The following is an 18,704-nucleotide window of genomic DNA, read 5'->3' on the forward strand; positions in this document are numbered from 1 at the left end:
GGCCCCGCCGCGCTCAGTCGGCGACCAGGTCGGGCCACCCCTTCGCGAAGTAGGTCACGAACGCCTCGCCGACGTGCTCGGCGCGCAGGTGGTCGCGGGTGACCGGGAACTGCGGCCCCGCGTAGGCCGGGTCGGCCAGCGCGTGGCCCGCGAAGGCGTGGTCGACGACGGCGGCGCGCCCGACGCAGACGAGGTCGCCGCCGCGGTCGAGGGCGCCCTGGGCGTCGGCGGCCGTGCGCACCCCACCGCTGAGCGCGAGGGCGGTGCCATGGCGGGGCAGGTCGAGGAAGGCGTCGACCAGTGGCGGCCCGGACGGGTCGTCCTCGGGGGACTTGCCGATCTGCCACAGGGAGAGGTCGAGGTGGTCGAGGCGTCCGGAGGCCAGGAGGTCGCCGGCAAGTGTCACGGCCTCGGCCCGGTCGAGCCCGAAACGCTCCACGGAGAGCCGCAGGCCCACCTGGAAGTCGGGCCCGGTCACCGCGCGGATGGCCTCGACCACCTCGTGCAGCACGCGGGCGCGGCCGGCGGCGTCCCCGCCGTAGCGGTCGGTGCGGTCGTTGCGCACCACGTCGAGGAACTGCCCGAGGACGTACCCGTGCGCCCCGTGCACCTGGACGCCGTCGAAACCCGCCCGCTCGCACCGCGCCGCCGCCGCGGCGAAGTCGGCGACCAGCTGTTCGACCTCGCCGGTGGTGAGGGCGCGCGCACCCGAGCGGGCGTCGTCGAACGGGGCGACCGCCGGCTCACCCGAGGCCGCGGCGTCCGCCCGGATGCCGCCGTGGTGCAGCTGTACCGCCGAGACCGCCCCGCCGGCGCGCAGGCCGTCGGCCAGGCGGGTCAGGCCGGGCAGGTGGTCGTCGGACGCCACCCCGAGCTGGCCGGCCCAGGCCAGCCCCGAGCGCTGCACGTAGGCCGCCGCGGTGACGACCAGGCCGAAGCCGCCGCGGGCGCGGGCGGTCAGCCAGCCGATCTCGTCGTCGGAGAGCGTGCCGTCGGCGTGGCTCTGGGTGTTGGTCAGGGGCGCCAGCGCGAGGCGGTTGCGCAGGGCGGGCCCGCGGCGCAGGGCGAGCGGTTCGTGGAGAGAGGTCACGCCTTGATTGATACCACCGCGTGCATCACGGCCGACGGGTTGACCCGGAACACCCGAGGTGGGCCGACACTCACCCTTGTCACTCGTGAGGGGGTTCGCCACCCCACTCGAAGGTGACGAAGGTGAGTGTCGCGCCCCCGGGGCTCAGCGGGCGACCGGGACGTCCGCGCGCAGCATGGCCGCGATGGCGCCGGCTACCGCGCAGGCGACACCGAGGGCGATGGGCAGGCCCAAGGCCACCGGGGCCCCGAAGCCGTCGACCACGAACCCGGCGGCCGCAGCACCCGCGCCCACGCCGGCGACGTTCGCGGCGCTGAGCAGGGTGAGGACGAGGGTGTTCCCGGCGGACGGGAGGCGCTCCGCGCCGGTGAACGCGGCCACCAGCAGCGGGGCGACGCACAGGCCGATGCCGGCGCACGCCGCCATGAGCAGCGCGAGCTGACCGGCGCCGAGCAGGCCGACGGCCATCACGGCGAGCGCCAGCCCGAACACGACGGCCCGACGCGGCAACGGCCAGCGGTGCAGCAGGTGGGTGAGCATGCCCGACACGGCCGACCCCAGCCCGACGAACGCGTAGACGACGCCCGTCAGCGGGGCGTGCTCGGTCGGGGCCAGGGCCGCGGTCAGGCTGGTCTGCACGGTGCCGAACACCCCGCCGACCAGGAACGACAGGGCGACCCACACGGCGAGCCGGGGGGAGACGGGGCCGCGCCCGCGGCGTCCGGACGCCAGGGAGTGGCGGCCCAGCAGCACCGCCAAGCTGACCTGGGCGAGCACCAGCACGGCGAGGGCGGCGCCGATCGCGGCGACCGGGCTGACGACGGTGGCGAGGGTGGCGCCGATCACCGGTCCGACCACGAAGGACACCTCGTCGACGACCGTCTCGTAGCCCATCGCCACCTCGACCTTGCGGGCGCCGTGCGGCTGGGAGGAGAAGCGCGTCGACCAGCCCGAGCGAGCGATCGCGCCCACCTGCGCGTTGGACGCCCCGACCAGCAGCGCGGTGCCCACGGGCACGGCCACGGGCAGGGCCGGGAGCCACGCGAAGGACGCCAGGGCGCTGATCGTCAGCGCGGCGACGACGGTCATGGTGGCGACGGTGCGGCGGGGTCCCCAGCGGTCGGCGAGGGCGCCGACGAGCGGGGCGCCCAGCGCGGCGCCGAGGCTCATCGCGGCGAGCATGAGGCCGGCGACGGCGAACGAGCCGGTCAGGTGCTGGCCGTGCAGGAGCACCGCCAACGGCAGCATCGCCACGGGCAGGCGGGCGGCGAAGGACGCCACCAGGTAGGGCAGGCCGGCCGCGTCGCTGAGCAGCGGGAAGGGGCGCAGGCGCGGCTCGGCCGGGGCGTGCGTGGGTGTGGGTGTGGTCAGGGTCTCCATCAGGTCTCCGGGGAGTGCACGAAACGTGCGCATCCCCCCACCCTGATGCGCGGTTGCCTGTGAGTCCGTCTGCCATCATCGCAAATCGGGCATGACAAGCACAAGGGTTTGGTGCAACCCGGGGCAGGTGCTGGCCGACAACGACGGCTGGGCGTCGGCCGAGGGTGGCACGACCGGTGGGGCGGCCGCGACGGGGGGGCCGAGGTGCTGTCAGATGGTTTGTGTAAGCGGTCCTTCTACCGGAAGGAACCATGATGAGTGTTGTGACCGATACGACGAATCATTCGAACAGGCTGTCTGCTGCCGAGCGACGTGCTTTGCGGGCTGAGGCTCCGGGATCGAAGGCTGCCGCTGACCTGGTGGCTTCGGGCGCTCTGGACGGTTTGTTCGCCCGCATCGATGCCGGCGAGATCGATCTGGCCGGGGATGGCGGGTTCATCCCGGGTTTGATCAAGGCCGCCCTCGAGCGCGGCACGCAGGTCGAACTCACCGACCACCTCGGCTACGAGAAGGGTGACCCGCACGCCTCGGCGTTCCCGAACTCGCGTAACGGGACGACTCCGAAGACGGTCGCGACCCAGGTCGGGGACGTCGACTTGGACCTCCCGCGGGACCGGCTGGGCACGTTCGAGCCACGCCTGGTACCGAAAGGGACGCGCCGGTTGAACGAGCTCGATGAGATGATCATCGCCTTGTACGCCGGCGGGATGACGGTGCGTGACATCGAGTACTTCCTGCGGTCCACGCTGGGTACGGAGTTGTCACACGAGACGATCAGCAAGATCACCGACACCGTCGCCGATGAGGTCCTCGCGTGGCAGCAACGCGCTCTGGACGCCTTGTACCCGGTCATCTACTTGGACGCGATCATGGTCAAGGTCCGTGACGGCGCGCACGTGACGAACAAGGCCGCCCACCTGGCCGTCGGGGTGGACATGGACGGCATCAAGCACGTGCTCGGCATCTGGCTGCAAACCACCGAAGGAGCGAAGTTCTGGGCCGGCGTGTGCGCCGACCTGGCCAACCGCGGCATCCGCGATGTCCTCATCGTGTGCTGCGACGGCCTGGTCGGGCTGCCGGAGGCGATCGAGGCGACCTGGAACGAAGCGACCGTGCAAACCTGTGTCGTCCATTTGATCCGGGCTGCGATGCGGTTCGTCGGCTACCAGGACCGCAAGGCCGTGGCGGCGGCGTTGAAGCCGATCTACACCGCCTCAGACGCGAAGGCCGCGCGCAGCGAGCTGGACGCGTTCGCTGACGGCCAGTGGGGCAAGAAGTACCCCCACGCGGTCAAGACGTGGGAGAACGCGTGGGAACGCTTCATCCCGTTCCTGGCCTTTCCGCCGGCCCTGCGGAAGGTGATCTACACCACCAACAGCATCGAGAGCCTGAACTACCAACTACGGAAGGTGTCGAAGAACCGCGGGCACTTCCCCAACGACACTGCGGTGGTCAAACTCTTGTGGCTAGCGATCTGCACCATCGAGGACAAACGCGCTCGTGACCGCGCCAAGGAAGCCGGCCAACCCGCCGGCAAACGCAAGGCCCCCGGCCGGCTCGTCGAGGGACAGATCGTGACGAACTGGAAACAAGCTCTGGCCCAACTCGCCCTCGTCTACCCCGAACGCATCAACCGCTACCTCTAGATTCGAACAACAACAAGAGGATCCCTTACACAGAAATCTTGACAAGCTCACGGCCCGACAACGTGTTCCACGTCAGCACCTGGCAGGAGTTCCGCACGGCGCTGGGTGGCGGGGGCAACGCGGCCCGCACCAACACCGAGCCGCGGATCATCTACGTCCACGGCGAGCTGAACGCCTTCGAGGCCGCGGACGGCACGATGACCACCTGCGCGACGTTCGAGGAGGAGACCGGCTTCAGCCAGGCCGCCTACATCGAGGCGTTCGACCCCTACGGCCCGTGGGGCTGGAAGGACCCGGAGGGCGAGCTCGTCGACCTCCAGGCCGCGGCGGCCAACGCCCAGGCCCTGCAGACGCAGCAGCACATCGGCTCCAACAAGACGATCATCGGGGTCGGCGACGACGCGCGCATCGTGGGCGCGAACCTGCGCATCCGGGACGCCGACAACGTCATCGTGCGCAACCTCACCGTCTCCGACTCCACCGACTGCTTCCCGGAGTGGGATCCCGGCGACACGGCGTCCGGGAACTGGAACAGCCGCTACGACAACATCTCGGTGTGGACCTCCACCCACGTGTGGATCGACCACAACACGCTCGACTCCGGCGACCTGCCGCCCGACGCCCTGGCGTCCGTGTACGGCCGCCCCTACGAGGTGCACGACGGGCTGCTCGACATCACGCACAGCTCCGACCTCGTGACGGTGTCGTACAACCGCTTCGAGCCGCACGACAAGACGATGCTGATCGGCTCCTCGGACGGCCGGACCGCCGACCGCGGCACCCTGCGCGTGACCCTGCACCACAACAAGTGGACCGACATCGGCCAGCGCGCCCCGCGCGTCCGGTACGGCCAGGTCGACCTGTACAACAACTACTACGTGCAGACCGGCCCGTACGACTGGTACTCCTACTACTGGGGCGTCGGACGTGAGTCGGCCCTGTACGCCGAGAACAACTACATCCAGCTCGACCCGGCCAACGACGCCTCCACCATCATCGCCAAGTGGGGTGGTGTGGCCATGACCGAGATCGGGACCCGGGTCAACGGGAAGAAGGTGTCCGCGCTGGACGCCTACAACGCCGCGAACCCGACCGACACGATCGGTGACGACGCCGGGTGGACCCCCCAGTACCGCCTCAAGGTCGACCCGACGATGTCGGTGCCTGCCCAGGTGGAGCTGCGCGCGGGCGCGGGAACGCTCCGCTGACGGCGGGGGCCGCCCGGTCCCCGACCGGGCGGCCCCCCACCAGCTAACCGACCACCAGCAGCAGGTCGCCACCTTCCACCGTCTGGGAGTGCTGCGGCGCCACCCGCTGCACCGTGCCCGCGACGGGCGAGGTGATGGACGCCTCCATCTTCATCGCCTCGATGGTCGCCACCTGGTCGCCGACCGCAACGGTGTCACCCGCCGCGACGGTCAGCGTGACCACGCCCGAGAACGGCGCGGGCACCTCGCCCGGGTTCGCCGGGTTGGCCAGATCGGCGGCGACGACGTTGCTCTCGACCGAGGCGTCCCGCACCATGACCTGGCCACGGCTTGTTAATCGTGCGCTCGGCGAGGAACTGCAACAGCTTGGTCGCCCGGTCGGCCGACTCGTGCGGGCGCAGCAGTTCGGGATGCTCGTCGATGAACGACGTCGTGGCCCGCCCCGCGAGGAAGTCCGTGTCGGCGAGCACGCCGCGCAGGAAGCCGATGTTGGTGCTGACGCCGCGGATGCGGAACTCCGCCAGCGCCCGCTGCGCCCGGCGTACCGCGCGTGGGCCTCCTTGGCCGCGCGCACGATCCCCTCGATGTCGAGGTAGGCGCGCACCGGGTGGCCGCGCTCCCCGATCTCGTAGCTCTCGTCGGCCTTCAGGCGATACTCGGCCAAGCGATCCTCGTAGGGGAAGACGGCGACGGTCTTGATGCCGAGCTGGGTGCAGGTTCCCCATGACTGCCCGCGGCGATGGTCGGCGCCGCCAGACGACGATGTGCCGGTTCCCGAGGTGGAACCACAACTCGTGGATTCTGTGCGACGTAGCGCCGGTTGGACTACCAATCTCGGGGTCGCATCGCGAGGCGTGAGACGAAAGGCCTTGTCAGAGGCTTTGGGGTGCCGACGGGCGATCTCCTTGGTAGTCCACATGGCGCTACGCGTCGCCCGTGAACCCGCGACAATGCCCGTGTGGGAACGCAAGCCGTTCGTACGGGTCCTGTACCCACCGTGACACCCCCGGTGGGATAATGGGCGCGGTTCCCCAGACGAAGGAGTCCCCGTGCCCTTGTTCTCCGCGCTCACCGATCCCAGCTCGATCCCCACCGGGGACATGCCGGGGGACAAGGTGCACATCACCGATTGGCATCTGGCGGCTGCGGCCACGCTGTACCCCGCCCTGCGCGAGCAGCTCGACCCCGTCCTGGCCGCGGGACGCGCCGTGGTGGCCGTCTACGGCGGCTCGGGCGTGGGCAAATCCGAGCTGGGATCGCTGCTCGGCTACGCGCTCAACGCGGACGGCATCGGCGCCTACATCCTGTCGGGCGACAACTACCCGCGCCGGATCCCCTCCGTCAACGACGCCGAACGCCTGCGCGTCTTCCGCCACGCGGGCGTCCGCGGGCTGGTGGACGCCGGGGCCTACGACGCGTCCGTCCGGGACGCCCTCTCCTCCCTCCAGGCTGCGGGGATGGACGCCGACCCGGCGGCCGCCGCCGAGCACCCTTGGCTCCCGACCTACCTCCGCGCGGGCTCCACGGCGCTCGCCGCGTACCTCGGGACACCGAACGAGATCGACTTCGCCGAGGTGAACGCGATCATCGCCGCCTTCAAGGGCGGCGCCGACACCCTGACCCTCAAGCGCATGGGGCGCACCGAGGCCGACCAGTGGTATGACCAGGTCGACGTCTCGGGCACCCGCGTGCTCGTCATCGAGTGGACCCACGGCAACAGCGACTTCGTCGAGGGCGTGGACGTGCCCATCCTGCTCAACAGCACCCCGGCGCAGACGCTGGCGCACCGCCGCGCTCGCGCCCGTGACGGGGCGGTCGACAGTCCCTTCACGACGCTCGTCTTGGGATTGGAGCAGGCCAAGCTGGACGCGCAGGCACCCAAGGCGTCCCTGATCCTGTCGAAAGAGGGCGAACTGCTCACCTACGACGCCTACCTGAAGGCGATGGGGCGCCACCTCCCCCGCGATGGCGTCATGCTGAACGCCTACCCCGACAGCCTGGACGGCACCCTGGCAGGCCTGGCGGCGTTCGTGCAGCGTCCCGAGGTCGCCGGCGCGTTCAGGTCGCTGTACCTGCTCCCCAGCGTGTTCAACAGCGACCTCGACCGCGGCTTCAGCGTGATCGACTACGGGCTGAACGACCTTCTGGCGAAGCCCGCCGACCTCGAGGCGCTGGCCGCTGCGGGGCTCGACCTGAAGTTCGACTTCATCCTCAACCACGCCTCGGTGCTGTCGCCCCAGTTCCAAGACATCCTGGCCCGCGGCGAGAGGTCGCCCTACAACGACTTCTTCATCGACTGGAACGCCTTCTGGGCCGGTCACGGCGAGATGACGCCGGAGGGCTACATCCAGCCACGCGCGGACCTGATCGAGCACATGTTCTTCCGCAAGCCGGGCCTGCCGCTGTTGATGGTGCGTCTGCCCGACGGGTCGGAGAAGCCGTTCTGGAACACCTTCTACCAGGAGGTCCGCTACCCCCGCGTGGACGCCCAGGACCTGATGGCGGCCGGCTTGCAGTACGCCTCGGCGGACGAGTTGGCCACCCGGGTCAACGCCACCATCGCGGACGGCGGACGACCCGGGGATGCGGACTTCACCGGCTTCGAGGCGTGGCGGGACGCCGTGGTCGACCTGGTGGAGTCGCGGCGCACCTACCTGGGCCAGATGGACCTCAACATCAAGTCGCACCTGGTGTGGACGTTCTACGCCGACACCTTGGCCAGGCTCGCGGGCTACGGCGCCGAGATCGTCCGGCTGGACGCTTTCGCCTACGCCCCCAAGGAGCCAGGCGAGAAGAACTTCCTGAACGACCCCGGTACGTGGGATCTGCTCGACCAGGTGAAGGCGTTGGCCGACCGGCACGGGGTGAAGCTGCTGCCCGAGATCCACGCCCGCTACGAGGAGGGCATCCACGAGACGATTGCGGCCAAGGGGTTCCTCACCTACGACTTCTTCCTGCCCGGGCTGCTGATCCACGCGTTCGAGACGCACTCCGCCGAGCGCCTGCTCGCGTGGATCGGCGACATCCAGGCCAAGGGCATCAAGACGGTGTCGATGCTGGGCTGCCACGACGGCATCCCGCTGCTCGACCTCAAGGGCCTGCTCAGCGACGACGAGATCGAGTCGGTGATCGCCACGGTGCGCGGACGCGGCGGCTACGTGAAGGATCTCCACGGCCAGAAGGCGACCTACTATCAGGTCAACGCCACGTACTACAGCGCTCTGGGCTGCGACGACGCATCGATGCTGCTGGCCCGGGCGATCCACCTGTTCATGCCGGGCAAGCCGCAGGTGTGGTACCTCGACCTCTTCGCCGGCGAGAACAACCTGGCCGCCGTCGAGCGTGCGGGGTCGGGCGGGCACAAGGAGATCAACCGCACCAACCTGTCGGCCGACGACCTCGAAGCCGGCCTCGCGAGGCCCGTTGTGCAGCGCCAGATCGACCTGCTGCGGTTCCGCAACACCCACCCGGCGTTCGGGTGGGATGCCGAGCTGACGGCGTCCGGAGAAGGCTCGGTGTTGATCTTGGAGTGGTCGCGCGAGGGCCACACCGCACGGTTGGAGGCCGACCTCGCGACCCGGGCGTTCCGGATCACCGCGGACGGCACGGACCTCGACAGCCAAGGCTGACCCTGCGTTCGGCGCCCCGGCCGGCGGGCAGGGTGCGCCGTCGCAGCGCTCAGACGTCCTCGGGCACCTCGATCTCGGTCACGTCACCCCACGCCGCCGGGGGACGCACCACCAGGACCTCGCACGGGGCTTCACGCACGACGGCAGACGCGACCGTGCCGAGCAGGCGTCCGGCGAGACTGGTGTCTCGGATCGCCCCGATCACGATGAGGTCCGCCTCGTGCTGCTGCGCGGCCCTCAGGAGGGCGGAGGCAGCCTCGCCCTCCACCAGCAGCGACGCCTTGACCTGCGCGCCCAGGCCGGACGCCGTGGATGTCGCGGTCGCCAACGCGTTGCTGGCCGCTTCGCGTCCCAACACAACGGAGGTCCGGGTGTCACCGAGGGTGGCCGTCGCCTTCGCACCCTCGCGCATCGTCATGCCCGAATAGGCGCAGACGATGACGAGGTCGGCCTCCTCGGCAGCGGCCAAGAACGAGGCCCTCGCGACGGTCGGGTCGGACAAGGCAGAGCCATCGGTGCCGACGACGATGCATCCGTACGGAGTCATGCTTGCCATCTCAGGCTCCCTTCGTGGTGACGGTCTCGTCGCCAGAGCCGACCGGCTCGATGTCGCGCACGATCGGGGGCTCCTTGACCCAGAGCATGACCAAGCCGGCGATGCCCAGCAGGATGCCGGCGGCCATGATCGCGTTGTTGGGGTTGTCCCCCAGCAGGTTCTTGTAGATCGCGCCGAACGTGAGCGTCTGGATGAGCATCGGGATGACGATCATCATGTTGACGATGCCCATGTAGACGCCGTAGCGGGTCGAGGGAACCATGCGCACGATCATGATGTAGGGCACGCCCATGATGGACGCCCACGCGATGCCCAGGCCCACGATCGCGACGACCTTGAGCGGCAGGGTCGGCATTTGCGGGAACAAGAGCAGACCCACCGTGGCGCACCACAGGGCGATGGCGTGCACCCACTTCGCGCCCAGGCGGCGGGCCAGGGCAACCAGCCCGAACGCGACACAGAAGGTCACGATGTTGTAGGCACCGTTGATGACGCCTGTGTTCGCGACGGCGAGCTGATAGCCCTCGGAGCGGGCGTCCGTCGTGCCGTACAGCGACTGGGACACCGACAGCGACACGTATTGCCAATAGATGTTCATGGCGTACCACTGGAAGAGGTACACCAACGCCAGCTTCCGCATCTCGATCGGCATGTCGATGATGGCGTCCTTGATCTCGGCGATGAAGTGGCCGGGGCCACCCTTGCTGGCGCGGAGCTCGGCGAGTTCTTTCTCCGTCGGCTCGAGCTCGGGCGTTGACAGCACCGAGATCAGCACCGTGGCGATCGAGCAGACCGAGCCGAGGAGGAACGCCGGGTAGACCCACAGCGGGATGCCGACGGACTGACCCAGGCCGAAGACGCCCTGGAAGAACATCAGGCTCAAGTTGGCCAGCGTGATCCCCAGGCCGGTGAAGAACGACTGGGCGAGGAAGCCCTTGCCGAGTTGGGCCGGGGGGAGCCGGTCGGCGATGAACGCGCGGTAGGGCTCCATCGCGGTGTTGTTGGAGGCGTCCAGGAGCCACAGCAGGAGAACCGCCATCCAGACCGCCCACACGAACGGGAACAGCGCCAGGCAGATCGCGCAGCCGATGGCACCGATGAGGAAGAAGGGGCGTCGGCGCCCGCGGAAGAAGCCCTTCTCCACCCATGTTCGGTCTGAGAGGGCCCCGATGATGGGTTGGATGAGCAGGCCCGTGACCGGACCGGCCAGGTTGAGCAGCGGCAATTGGTCGTGTGACGCGCCCAGGAACGTGTAGATCGGATTGATGGCCGTCTGCTGCATGCCGAAGCTGTACTGGATGCCGAAGAACCCGAGGTTCATCAGGAGGATCTGCGGCATGGTCATGATGGGCTTCGTGCGGACGACCGCCGACGTCGTGGGGGCTCCTGCGGTATTCATGCCTGTCCTCCATCCAGATAGGTGCCCAAGCGGGCCAATTCCTTCTCCCAGCCGGCGGCGTGATACTGCGCCACGGCCGGGTCGTACGGCCCCTGGACGATGCGCACGAGCGTGCTGTCGCCGCCCATGGCGGTGAACTCGACGCGCAGTTCGAGGGACTCGTTCGGGTCGATGCCGGAGTCGCCCGTGATGCGCTGACGCGCGACGAACACGTCCGGGTCGAAGTACTCGGTGAAGACGGCGTCCGTGGTCACGCGGACGCTCGGGTCGTCGTCGCGCACCTTCACGTGATGGTGCTTGCCGCCGGTCCGCAGGTCCGACGTGACGCTCTCCCGTTCGACGTGCCACCCAGGGCTGCCCCGCCACTGGGACATCTCCTCGGGTGCGGTCCAGGCGCGAAACACGCGGGGCCGCGGGTGGGCGAACTCCTGCTCGACCACGACGATGACATTTGCTGACATGCGTCCTCCAAGTGGGGGTTGACTCGGCGCTCGGGGGCCACCCGAGGCGGTTGCGCAACCCGCGTTGGCTGCCAGCACCGGGGTATCCCGTTCCGCATCATGGCACCCCATCCGGAGCCTGTGCAACGGTCAGGAACGACAATTCTCACCAGGGCGTCGAGAGTCGCTCATCACCTGGGCTCGGCATTCATGGAGGCCGGCAGCTACCGTGAGAACATCGCCAACCGGACGGCGACCCGCCGGGTGGTCGTCACCATGACGCGCCTCTTGGGTGGAGCCACCCTGGTGGGTGGGGTCACGCTGGCTCGCGTCAGCGGCTTATCCGGCGGCGCTCATCATCGGCAGCGTCCTCGTGGTCGCCTCCCTCGTCCTCATTCGGGACGCCGTCGTGCTAGGCCGCGATCTGCGCCGTGAGCCGCTGGACTTCGCGTTCGAGCCCGCCCCCAGCCGCGGGCTCCTCTCCCCCGGCACCGTGTTCGGCTTGGCTGGCGGCGTCGGGACGCGCCCCGCAAACGCTCCTCGAAAATGAATCTGCGCCCCCTCCAGCAGGTGCGAATCACGTTTCGAGGTGCATCTGGCTCGCCTCGGCCACGGCGTCCAGCCGCCTCTGGTCGTACTGGCCGTTCACGATCGTCACCGTGCAGCCGAGTCCGGACAGCTGATCCACCGACGCCGACTCCAGTTCGGACGCCATCAGGTCATCACGCCGGCGTGACCACCAGCAGCAGGTCGCCACCTTCCACCGTCTGGGAGTGCTGCAGCGCCACCCGCTGCACCGTGCCCGCGACGGGCGAGGTGATGGACGCCTCCATCTTCATCGCCTCGATCGTCGCGACCTGGTCGCCCACCTCGATCGCATCACCCGGGGCAACGGTCAGCGTGACCACGCCCGAGAACGGCGCCGGCACCTCGCCCGGCACCGACGGGTTCGCCCGCTCGGCCGCCACGACGTTGCTCTCCACCGCCTCGTCGCGCACCATGACCTGGCGCATCTGGCCGTTGATCGTGGCCAGCACCGGGCGCAGCCCGCGCTCGTCGGGCTCGCCGATGGCCTGCAGGCTCATCAGCAGCGTCTTGCCCCGCTCGATCGGCACGTCGTGCTCGCGCCCCGGCTCGAGCCCGTGCAGGAACTGGCGGGTGGTCAGCACCGACAGGTCGGAGTACTCCCCCGTGGCCTCCTCGTAGTCCTTCGTCGGGCCGGGGAACAGCAGCCGGTTCAGCGTGCGCCGGGGCTCGGACGCCAGCGCCGCGGTGTCCTCCTCCGACAACTCCGTCTCGACCGGGCGCACCCGGCGGCCCTCCAGGGCCTTGGTGCGGAACGGCTCGGGCCACCCGCCGGGCGGGTCACCGAGGTCGCCGTTGAGGAAGCCGATCACCGAGTCGGGGATGTCGTACTTCTGGGGGTCTGCCTCGAACGCCACCGGGTCGATGTTCTGGCCCACCAGCGCCAGCGCGAGGTCGCCGACGACCTTCGACGACGGCGTCACCTTGACGATGTTGCCGAGCATCGTGTTGGCCGCGGCGTACATGTCCTCGATGGCCTCGAACCGATCGCCCAGTCCCAGCGCCATCGCCTGCTGGCGCAGGTTCGACAGCTGGCCGCCGGGGATCTCGTGGGTGTACACGCGCCCCGTCGGCCCGGGCAGGCCCGACTCGAACTCGCCGTACAGCACGCGCACGGCCTCGAAGTAGGGCTCGAGGTCCTCGGCCGCAGCCAGCGACAGCCCGGTCGCGCGCTCGGTGTCGTCGGTCGCGGCGATCAGCGCCGACATCGACACCTGGCTCGTCGTGCCGGCCCAGGCGGCGTTGGCGACGTCCACGGCGTCCACCCCCGCGTCGATCGCGGCGAGCAGGGTGCCCAGCTGGCCGCCGGCGGTGTCGTGGGTGTGCAGGTGGACCGGCAGGTCGAAGTTCTCCCGCAGCGCGGCCACCAGCTTGGACGCCGCGGGCGCGCGCAGCAGCCCCGCCATGTCCTTGATCGCCAGGATGTGCGCGCCGGCCTCGACGAACTGCTCAGCCAGGCGCAGGTAGTAGTCGAGCGTGTAGAGCTTCTCGCCGGGCGAGGTCATGTTGCCCGTGTAGCAGAGGGCGGCCTCGGCGACGGCGTGGTCGGTCTTGAGCACGGCCTCGATCGCGGGGCGGATCTGGTCGACGTTGTTGAGGGCGTCGAAGATCCGGAAGATGTCGACGCCGGTGGCGGCGGCCTCGGCGACGAAGGCGTCGGTGACCGCCAGCGGGTAGGGCGTGTAGCCGACGGTGTTGCGGCCGCGCAGGAGCATCTGGATCGGCAGGTTCGGCAGCGCCTCGTGCAGGGTGGCCAGGCGGGCCCACGGGTCCTCCTTGAGGAACCGCAGCGCCACGTCGTAGGTGGCCCCGCCCCACGCCTCGACCGAGAACAGCTCGGGCAGGGTGCGCGCGATCCACGGAGCGACGTTCATCAGGTCGCGGGTGCGTACGCGGGTGGCGAGCAGCGACTGGTGGGCGTCCCGGAAGGTGGTGTCGGTGACCGCCACGGCCGTCTGCTCGCGCAGCGCCCGCGCGAACCCGACCGGGCCCAGCTCGAGCAGCTTCTGCCGCGAGCCGTCCGGCGGGGTGGCCTTGAGGTCGATCGGCGGCAGTTTGGTGCGGGCGACGACGGGCGTCCGGGGCTCGCCGTAGGGCTTGTTGATCGTGCGCTCGGCCAGGAACTGCAGCAGCTTGGTCGCGCGGTCGGCCGACTCGTGCGGGCGCAGCAGCTCGGGGCGCTGGTCGATGAACGACGTGGTGGCCCGGCCGGCGAGGAAGTCGGGGTCGGCAAGCACGCCGCGCAGGAAGCCGATGTTGGTGCTGACCCCGCGGATGCGGAACTCGGCCAGCGCCCGCTGCGCCCGGCGCACCGCGGTGGCGAAGTCGCGGCCGCGGCAGGTGAGCTTGACCATCATCGAGTCGAAGTGGGCGCCGATCTCGGCGCCGGCGAACACCGTGCCGCCGTCGAGGCGGATGCCCGCGCCGCCCGGCGTCCGGTACACCGACACCTTGCCCGTGTCGGGGCGGAACCCGTTGGCCGGGTCCTCGGTGGTGACGCGGCACTGCAGGGCGGCGCCGCGCAGGTGGATGGCGTCCTGGCTCAGGCCGAGCTCGGCGAGGGTTCGGCCGGCGGCGATGCGCATCTGGGAGGAGACCAGGTCGACGTCGGTGACCTCCTCGGTGACCGTGTGTTCGACCTGGATGCGCGGGTTCATCTCGATGAACACGTAGCGGCCGTCCTGGCCGAGCAGGAACTCCACCGTGCCGGCGTTGACGTAGCCGATGTGGCGGGCGAAGCGCACGGCGTCGGCACAGATCTGGTCGCGCAGCGCGGGGTCGAGGTTGGGGGCCGGCGCCAGCTCGATGACCTTCTGGTGGCGGCGCTGCACCGAGCAGTCGCGCTCGTAGAGGTGGATGACCTCGCCGGTGGCGTCGGCCAGCACCTGGACCTCGATGTGGCGGGGCTGGTCGACGGCCTCTTCGAGGTAGACCCGCGCGTCACCGAACGCGGCGTCGGCCTCACGCATCGCCTCCTCGAGCGCGGCGGGCAGCTTGGCGGGGTCGTCGACGCGGCGCATGCCCCGGCCGCCGCCGCCGGCCACGGCCTTGACGAACACCGGGTAACCGATCTCGGACGCCGCGGCCTGCAGCTGGGCGACGTCCTCCGACGGCTCGGCGCCGCGCAGTACCGGCAGGCCGGCCTCGCGGGCGGCCGCGATGGCGGTGGCCTTGTTGCCGGTGAGGTCGAGCACCTCGGCCGAGGGGCCGATGAAGGTGATCCCCTCCTCGCGGCAGCGCCGGGCCAGGCCGGCGTTCTCGCTGAGGAACCCGTAGCCGGGGTAGATCGCGTCGGCGTGGGCCTCCTTGGCGGCGCGGATGATCCCCTCGACGTCGAGGTAGGCGCGCACCGGGTGGCCGCGTTCACCGATCTCGTAGCTCTCGTCGGCCTTCAGCCGGTACTCGGCGAGGCGGTCCTCGTAGGGGAAGACGGCGACGGTCTTGATGCCGAGCTCGGTCGCGGCGCGGAACGCCCGGACGGCGATCTCGCCGCGGTTGGCGACCAGGATCTTGGTGAACATGGCGTCACCCTAGTGAGGCGTGGCAACGGCTGCCCAGTGCCCGTCCCAGCGCGACCCCGCCGGTAGGGTGAGGCGCATGGAGGCACGCAGCTACCTCGAGAACATCGCCAACCGCACCACGATGCGCTCGGTGATCGCGACGATGACGAAGCTGCTGCTGGTGGCCGCCCTGGTCGGCGGCGTGCTCCTCATCATCGTCTCCGGCGGGCACCCGGCCGCGCTGATCATCGGCGCGGTCCTGTTCGTGGGGTCGCTGGTGCTGGCCCGCGACGTGGTCGTCGTCACCCGGGAGGCTCGCCAGAACCCGCTCGACCTCGCCTTCGAGCCGGCCCCCGACCGCGGCCTCGTCACGCCCGGCACCGTCTTCGGCCTCGCCCTGGCCCTGGCGTTGTTCGGCGGCGTGCTGGCCGCGGTCACCGGGTTCGGCGACGGCACGGTCTCGGCCTTCGCCTGGGGCCTGCTCGGCGTGGGGGCCGCGCTCGCGCTCATGGGCATCCCGACGCTCGGCGTCCAGGACCGCAAGTGGAAGGTCCTCTCCGACGCCCTGGCCGCCCACCCGAACCTCGTCGGTTACCTGCAGGACGCCCGCGCCCGCTTCCCGAAGGACGCCCCGTTCCCGTTCCAGGCTTCGACGGACGAGGTGTCGATCCCCTAGCCTGTCGCCCGTAGGCCCAACCTCGACGCCTCCCGCGCCGTCCGCTCGTTCGTCGCGAACTGGGCCTACGGCAAGCGGGGCAAGCCCTACAACTGGAACTCCCTTGACACCGCCACCCGCGCGAAGTCCTACTGCTCGCAACTGGTGTGAGCCGCATTCAAGGACAACTTCGGCATCAACATGGACACCTTGGCCTACCCCGGTGCCGTCCACCCCATGGAGCTGGTCTACGCCTCCGAGACCTACCGCATCTGACGCAAGGCCTGACCAGCAACCCTCCCCCGACCCAACCAACGGAGAGGAGCGCCCACCATGATGAATATGCTTCGGCTCCTCACCGCATCCACTGCCGTCCTGCTCGTCGGGTGCGGCGCGCCTTCCCTGGGTCCCACCGTGGCCTCGACCTCAGGCTGCCCCACCGACGGGTGGGACGCCGCGGTGATCTGGTCCTCGGAATCGGCCCCCAGCCAACTAGACTACGTGCGCGGGGACGCCGTGGTCGACAGCCGGGCGCTCCCCTACCAGGGTCTGGAACCCGCCCCCGCAGAGGCCCCGTTCCGCCAAGGGCCCGACGCGTGGCTCGTCGCGAACGGCAACACGACCCAAAACAGCACCCATGTCTTGCGTTGGTCGCAGGCCGACTGGTCCACCACCGCCCACCGGGTCGACGAACAGGTCATCTGGAGCGTCGTCGCGGATGACGACGCGTTCTACAGACCAACACCGTGAACGCCGAAGCCCAGGTGCGGCGCCGCACACCGGACGGCCAGCTCACCGGTGAGGCGCGCATCCCGTCCACCGTCTTCTCGAGCCTCGCCCTCGACGGGGACCGCCTGCACGCCGTCGGGTCCACCGGTGAACCCGGGACGGAGCAGACCGTCCTCATCACGTTCGACGCCACGACGCTGGCCGAGGAGAACCGGGTCATCCTGGGGCCGAGCAGCTTCCCCGTGTCGACGCTCGTCCACGAGGTCGTGGCCGAGTCCACGAACTACCTGACCTTCGCCCACACGCTCCTGAACCCGGCCTTCCGGGCCATGGATGAATACCGCGCAGTCACACTGTTCGACCCAGATTCGCGAGACCCTGCGCACGGTTGTCGTGGGCAACGGACTCCGGCAGATCGCCGTCTCGGGCGACGACCTCCTCGTCCTCACGCAGCAGGGCGAGGACGGCCCGGCACGCCTGACCCGCTACGCGCTGGCCGACATGAGCGAGCGCTCCGCGGTCTACATCACGCCCCCCTCCGGCGGTCAGCACTATCTCAGCGGGATCTTGACGAACCTTCCCGCACCGTGACCTCGGGCGCACGTCGATCCGGCGACGAGGTCGTCGCGCCCTGCCCTTGACCGACGTCAAGGGACGCGAGTCACGAGGCCGTTAGCGTGGATCCCGACAACCTCCCGAAAGGGACGCTGCACCATGACCAACCCGATGGCCACCGCCCTGGAACTCGCCCCGCTGATCGAGCGGGTGCACGGCCCGAACCACCCCGAGCTGACCCGCGTGCGCGAGCTGACGTTCGCCATCGACGGCGAGACCGGCCCCGCCCGCGTGGGTGAGCTGTTCACGGAGCTGCGCGAGGTGACCGGCAACTACACCCTGTTGGACGTCCGAGCAAGCGGCCAAGCGGCCCTCATCCCCTTGGGCGCCCATCGGTGTGCTCGACTCTGCCGACGGGCGTGTGGTTACTCAACTGCCCATGGGCGTACGTCCCGCGCCTGACGCGGGCGAGGGAAGGAGCACAAGACCTTCATGTCGTCACCTCCCTCTCCGGGGGCAGGGACACAGCGCACATCGACTGTCCGACAAGCCATGCTGAGTGAGGCGGCCAATATCCGACCCACTTTCCACTACGGGGGTCAGCGACTGCCGGCAGCGACTAACCTCGGACCCGGCGGCAAGGCAGACGTCCACGCGCTGCGCAGGGCATCTTCTGCCAATGACCAAAGGGGTTGATCACATTCAGGGGGTGGTGTGCTTTGAGTGTTGAATTGGGCGTCCCGGGCTACACCAGCAATATGGACGATCGACAGAAACGCATCTTTGAAGCCCTACTAGAGAAAGAACGTGCTGATCTGGCGAACACGTACCGCTCTGCACTAGACCTGCTTGCGTTGGTGCCGCCGGAGGGCACACAGCGAACACGAATCGCGTTCATATGTCACTCGATGCGCGAGGTCATGAACCGTGTGCTCGGGGTCATGGGCAGCAGCGCCAGCCCCAGAATCAAGCCTCCGACGACGATTCAGGTTCAGGCCCTTCCAAATATTATCGCGCAATACCCAGATCTAGCGCTCGACGGGGAAGGTGAATCGATTCCGGTCCCGAAGAGCGTAGCCGAGGTGTTTGATAAGCTGATCAAGACAGCCATCCAGGAGAAGCGGCGAAGCCGGGATGACGTCGCCGCCCTGCTCACGGATGACGGCAACAGTGGTCATGTCGTCGTAACGCGCTGGATCGATGCACGTTCATTTTTCGTAAAGTGGGCCCATTTGCACGACACGGACCCCGACCTGTCCGAACTCCCTAACCTGAGTTGGGTCACCGTTCGGCGATTCTTGCATCGGTAGGGGCCGTGACTTGCGGTGATGC

General features: G+C 69.4%; 18 protein-coding genes and 1 pseudogene. 9 read left to right on the forward strand and 10 right to left on the reverse strand.

From position 1 onward, the window contains the following. Nucleotides 1–13: 13 nt before the first annotated feature. Both J4N02_RS16105 and J4N02_RS16110 read right to left on the reverse strand, forming a co-directional pair. Nucleotides 14–1,090, reverse strand: a complete 1,077-nt coding sequence (locus tag J4N02_RS16105; RefSeq protein ID WP_188334256.1) for an NADH:flavin oxidoreductase — start codon at nt 1,088–1,090, stop codon at nt 14–16. Nucleotides 1,091–1,234: 144 nt separating this feature from the next. Next, the gene (locus J4N02_RS16110; RefSeq protein ID WP_188334255.1) at nt 1,235–2,503 is read right to left on the reverse strand and encodes an MFS transporter; all 1,269 of its coding nucleotides are present in this window, start codon (nt 2,501–2,503) and stop codon (nt 1,235–1,237) included. Nucleotides 2,504–2,724: 221 nt separating this feature from the next. Between J4N02_RS16110 and J4N02_RS16115 the strand changes: the two genes are divergently transcribed. Together J4N02_RS16115 and J4N02_RS16120 are read left to right on the forward strand one after the other, a co-directional pair. Next, the gene (locus J4N02_RS16115; RefSeq protein ID WP_243760825.1) at nt 2,725–4,116 is read left to right on the forward strand and encodes an IS256 family transposase; all 1,392 of its coding nucleotides are present in this window, start codon (nt 2,725–2,727) and stop codon (nt 4,114–4,116) included. A gap of 38 nt (nt 4,117–4,154) precedes the next feature. Beyond that, the gene (locus J4N02_RS16120) at nt 4,155–5,324 is read left to right on the forward strand and encodes a polysaccharide lyase family 1 protein (protein WP_188334742.1); all 1,170 of its coding nucleotides are present in this window, start codon (nt 4,155–4,157) and stop codon (nt 5,322–5,324) included. A gap of 43 nt (nt 5,325–5,367) precedes the next feature. On the opposite strand, the gene J4N02_RS16125 is transcribed toward J4N02_RS16120, so the two are convergent. From J4N02_RS16125 to J4N02_RS17505, 3 genes and pseudogenes are all read right to left on the reverse strand, one after another. Then, nucleotides 5,368–5,637 carry a biotin/lipoyl-containing protein gene (locus J4N02_RS16125; RefSeq protein ID WP_188334753.1) on the reverse strand — a complete coding sequence of 90 codons (270 nt, stop codon included), beginning with the start codon at nt 5,635–5,637 and terminating at the stop codon, nt 5,368–5,370. Further along, a complete protein-coding gene (locus J4N02_RS17500; protein WP_375539376.1) occupies nt 5,519–6,040 on the reverse strand; it encodes a hypothetical protein in 522 nt (173 codons plus the stop codon). The genes J4N02_RS16125 and J4N02_RS17500 overlap by 119 nt, the downstream gene beginning before the upstream one ends. Further along, a pseudogene (locus tag J4N02_RS17505) lies at nt 5,929–6,447 on the reverse strand (hypothetical protein); the annotation flags it as partial. The pseudogene J4N02_RS17505 and the gene J4N02_RS17500, both read right to left, overlap by 112 nt. Between J4N02_RS17505 and J4N02_RS16135 the strand changes: the two are divergent. Beyond that, nucleotides 6,374–8,953 (forward strand): sucrose phosphorylase, encoded by a 2,580-nt coding sequence (locus J4N02_RS16135; RefSeq protein ID WP_243760826.1) that lies wholly within the window; start codon nt 6,374–6,376, stop codon nt 8,951–8,953. The pseudogene J4N02_RS17505 and the gene J4N02_RS16135 overlap by 74 nt on opposite strands. A gap of 49 nt (nt 8,954–9,002) precedes the next feature. Here the strand turns inward: J4N02_RS16135 and J4N02_RS16140 are convergent, their stop codons facing one another. Genes J4N02_RS16140 through J4N02_RS16150 form a run of 3 tightly spaced genes read right to left on the reverse strand, consistent with a single transcriptional unit; the run spans nt 9,003 to nt 11,369 of the window. Next, complete coding sequence (locus J4N02_RS16140; protein ID WP_188334744.1) at nt 9,003–9,500, reverse strand: universal stress protein; 498 nt, start codon at nt 9,498–9,500, stop codon at nt 9,003–9,005. Nucleotides 9,501–9,510: 10 nt separating this feature from the next. Beyond that, nucleotides 9,511–10,908, reverse strand: a complete 1,398-nt coding sequence (locus tag J4N02_RS16145; protein WP_188334745.1) for an MFS transporter — start codon at nt 10,906–10,908, stop codon at nt 9,511–9,513. After that, entirely contained in the window at nt 10,905–11,369 is a 465-nt protein-coding gene (locus J4N02_RS16150; RefSeq protein WP_077348528.1) for an SRPBCC domain-containing protein, read from the reverse strand. The genes J4N02_RS16145 and J4N02_RS16150 overlap by 4 nt, the downstream gene beginning before the upstream one ends. A 271-nt stretch (nt 11,370–11,640) precedes the next feature. Here J4N02_RS16150 and J4N02_RS16155 point away from each other — a divergent pair, with 271 nt between their 5' ends. After that, nucleotides 11,641–11,898, forward strand: a complete 258-nt coding sequence (locus J4N02_RS16155; RefSeq protein ID WP_188334746.1) for a hypothetical protein — start codon at nt 11,641–11,643, stop codon at nt 11,896–11,898. Between the two features lie 27 nt (nt 11,899–11,925). Here J4N02_RS16155 and J4N02_RS16160 read toward each other — a convergent pair whose 3' ends face one another. Together J4N02_RS16160 and J4N02_RS16165 are read right to left on the reverse strand one after the other, a co-directional pair. Further along, nucleotides 11,926–12,063 (reverse strand): hypothetical protein, encoded by a 138-nt coding sequence (locus J4N02_RS16160; RefSeq protein WP_182814657.1) that lies wholly within the window; start codon nt 12,061–12,063, stop codon nt 11,926–11,928. Nucleotides 12,064–12,070: 7 nt separating this feature from the next. Beyond that, nucleotides 12,071–15,454, reverse strand: a complete 3,384-nt coding sequence (locus J4N02_RS16165; RefSeq protein WP_188334747.1) for a pyruvate carboxylase — start codon at nt 15,452–15,454, stop codon at nt 12,071–12,073. A 76-nt stretch (nt 15,455–15,530) separates the two neighbouring features. Here J4N02_RS16165 and J4N02_RS16170 point away from each other — a divergent pair, with 76 nt between their 5' ends. The 5 genes from J4N02_RS16170 (at nt 15,531) to J4N02_RS16190 (ending at nt 18,682) form a co-directional block, all read left to right on the forward strand. Next, nucleotides 15,531–16,109: a hypothetical protein gene (locus J4N02_RS16170; RefSeq protein ID WP_188334748.1), complete on the forward strand. Its 579-nt coding sequence runs from the start codon at nt 15,531–15,533 to the stop codon at nt 16,107–16,109. 321 nt (nt 16,110–16,430) lie between these two features. After that, nucleotides 16,431–16,838, forward strand: coding sequence for a hypothetical protein (locus J4N02_RS16175; RefSeq protein ID WP_208091027.1), 408 nt, complete (start codon nt 16,431–16,433; stop codon nt 16,836–16,838). A 372-nt stretch (nt 16,839–17,210) separates the two neighbouring features. Then, entirely contained in the window at nt 17,211–17,408 is a 198-nt protein-coding gene (locus J4N02_RS16180) for a hypothetical protein (RefSeq protein ID WP_188334750.1), read from the forward strand. Nucleotides 17,409–17,531: 123 nt separating this feature from the next. Further along, nucleotides 17,532–17,834 (forward strand): hypothetical protein, encoded by a 303-nt coding sequence (locus J4N02_RS16185; RefSeq protein WP_188334751.1) that lies wholly within the window; start codon nt 17,532–17,534, stop codon nt 17,832–17,834. A gap of 296 nt (nt 17,835–18,130) precedes the next feature. Beyond that, complete coding sequence (locus tag J4N02_RS16190; RefSeq protein ID WP_188334752.1) at nt 18,131–18,682, forward strand: hypothetical protein; 552 nt, start codon at nt 18,131–18,133, stop codon at nt 18,680–18,682. The last annotated feature ends 22 nt before the right edge of the window (nt 18,683–18,704 follow it).

This window comes from Propioniciclava sp. MC1595 (assembly GCF_017569205.1).
GTDB lineage: Bacteria > Actinomycetota > Actinomycetes > Propionibacteriales > Propionibacteriaceae > Propioniciclava.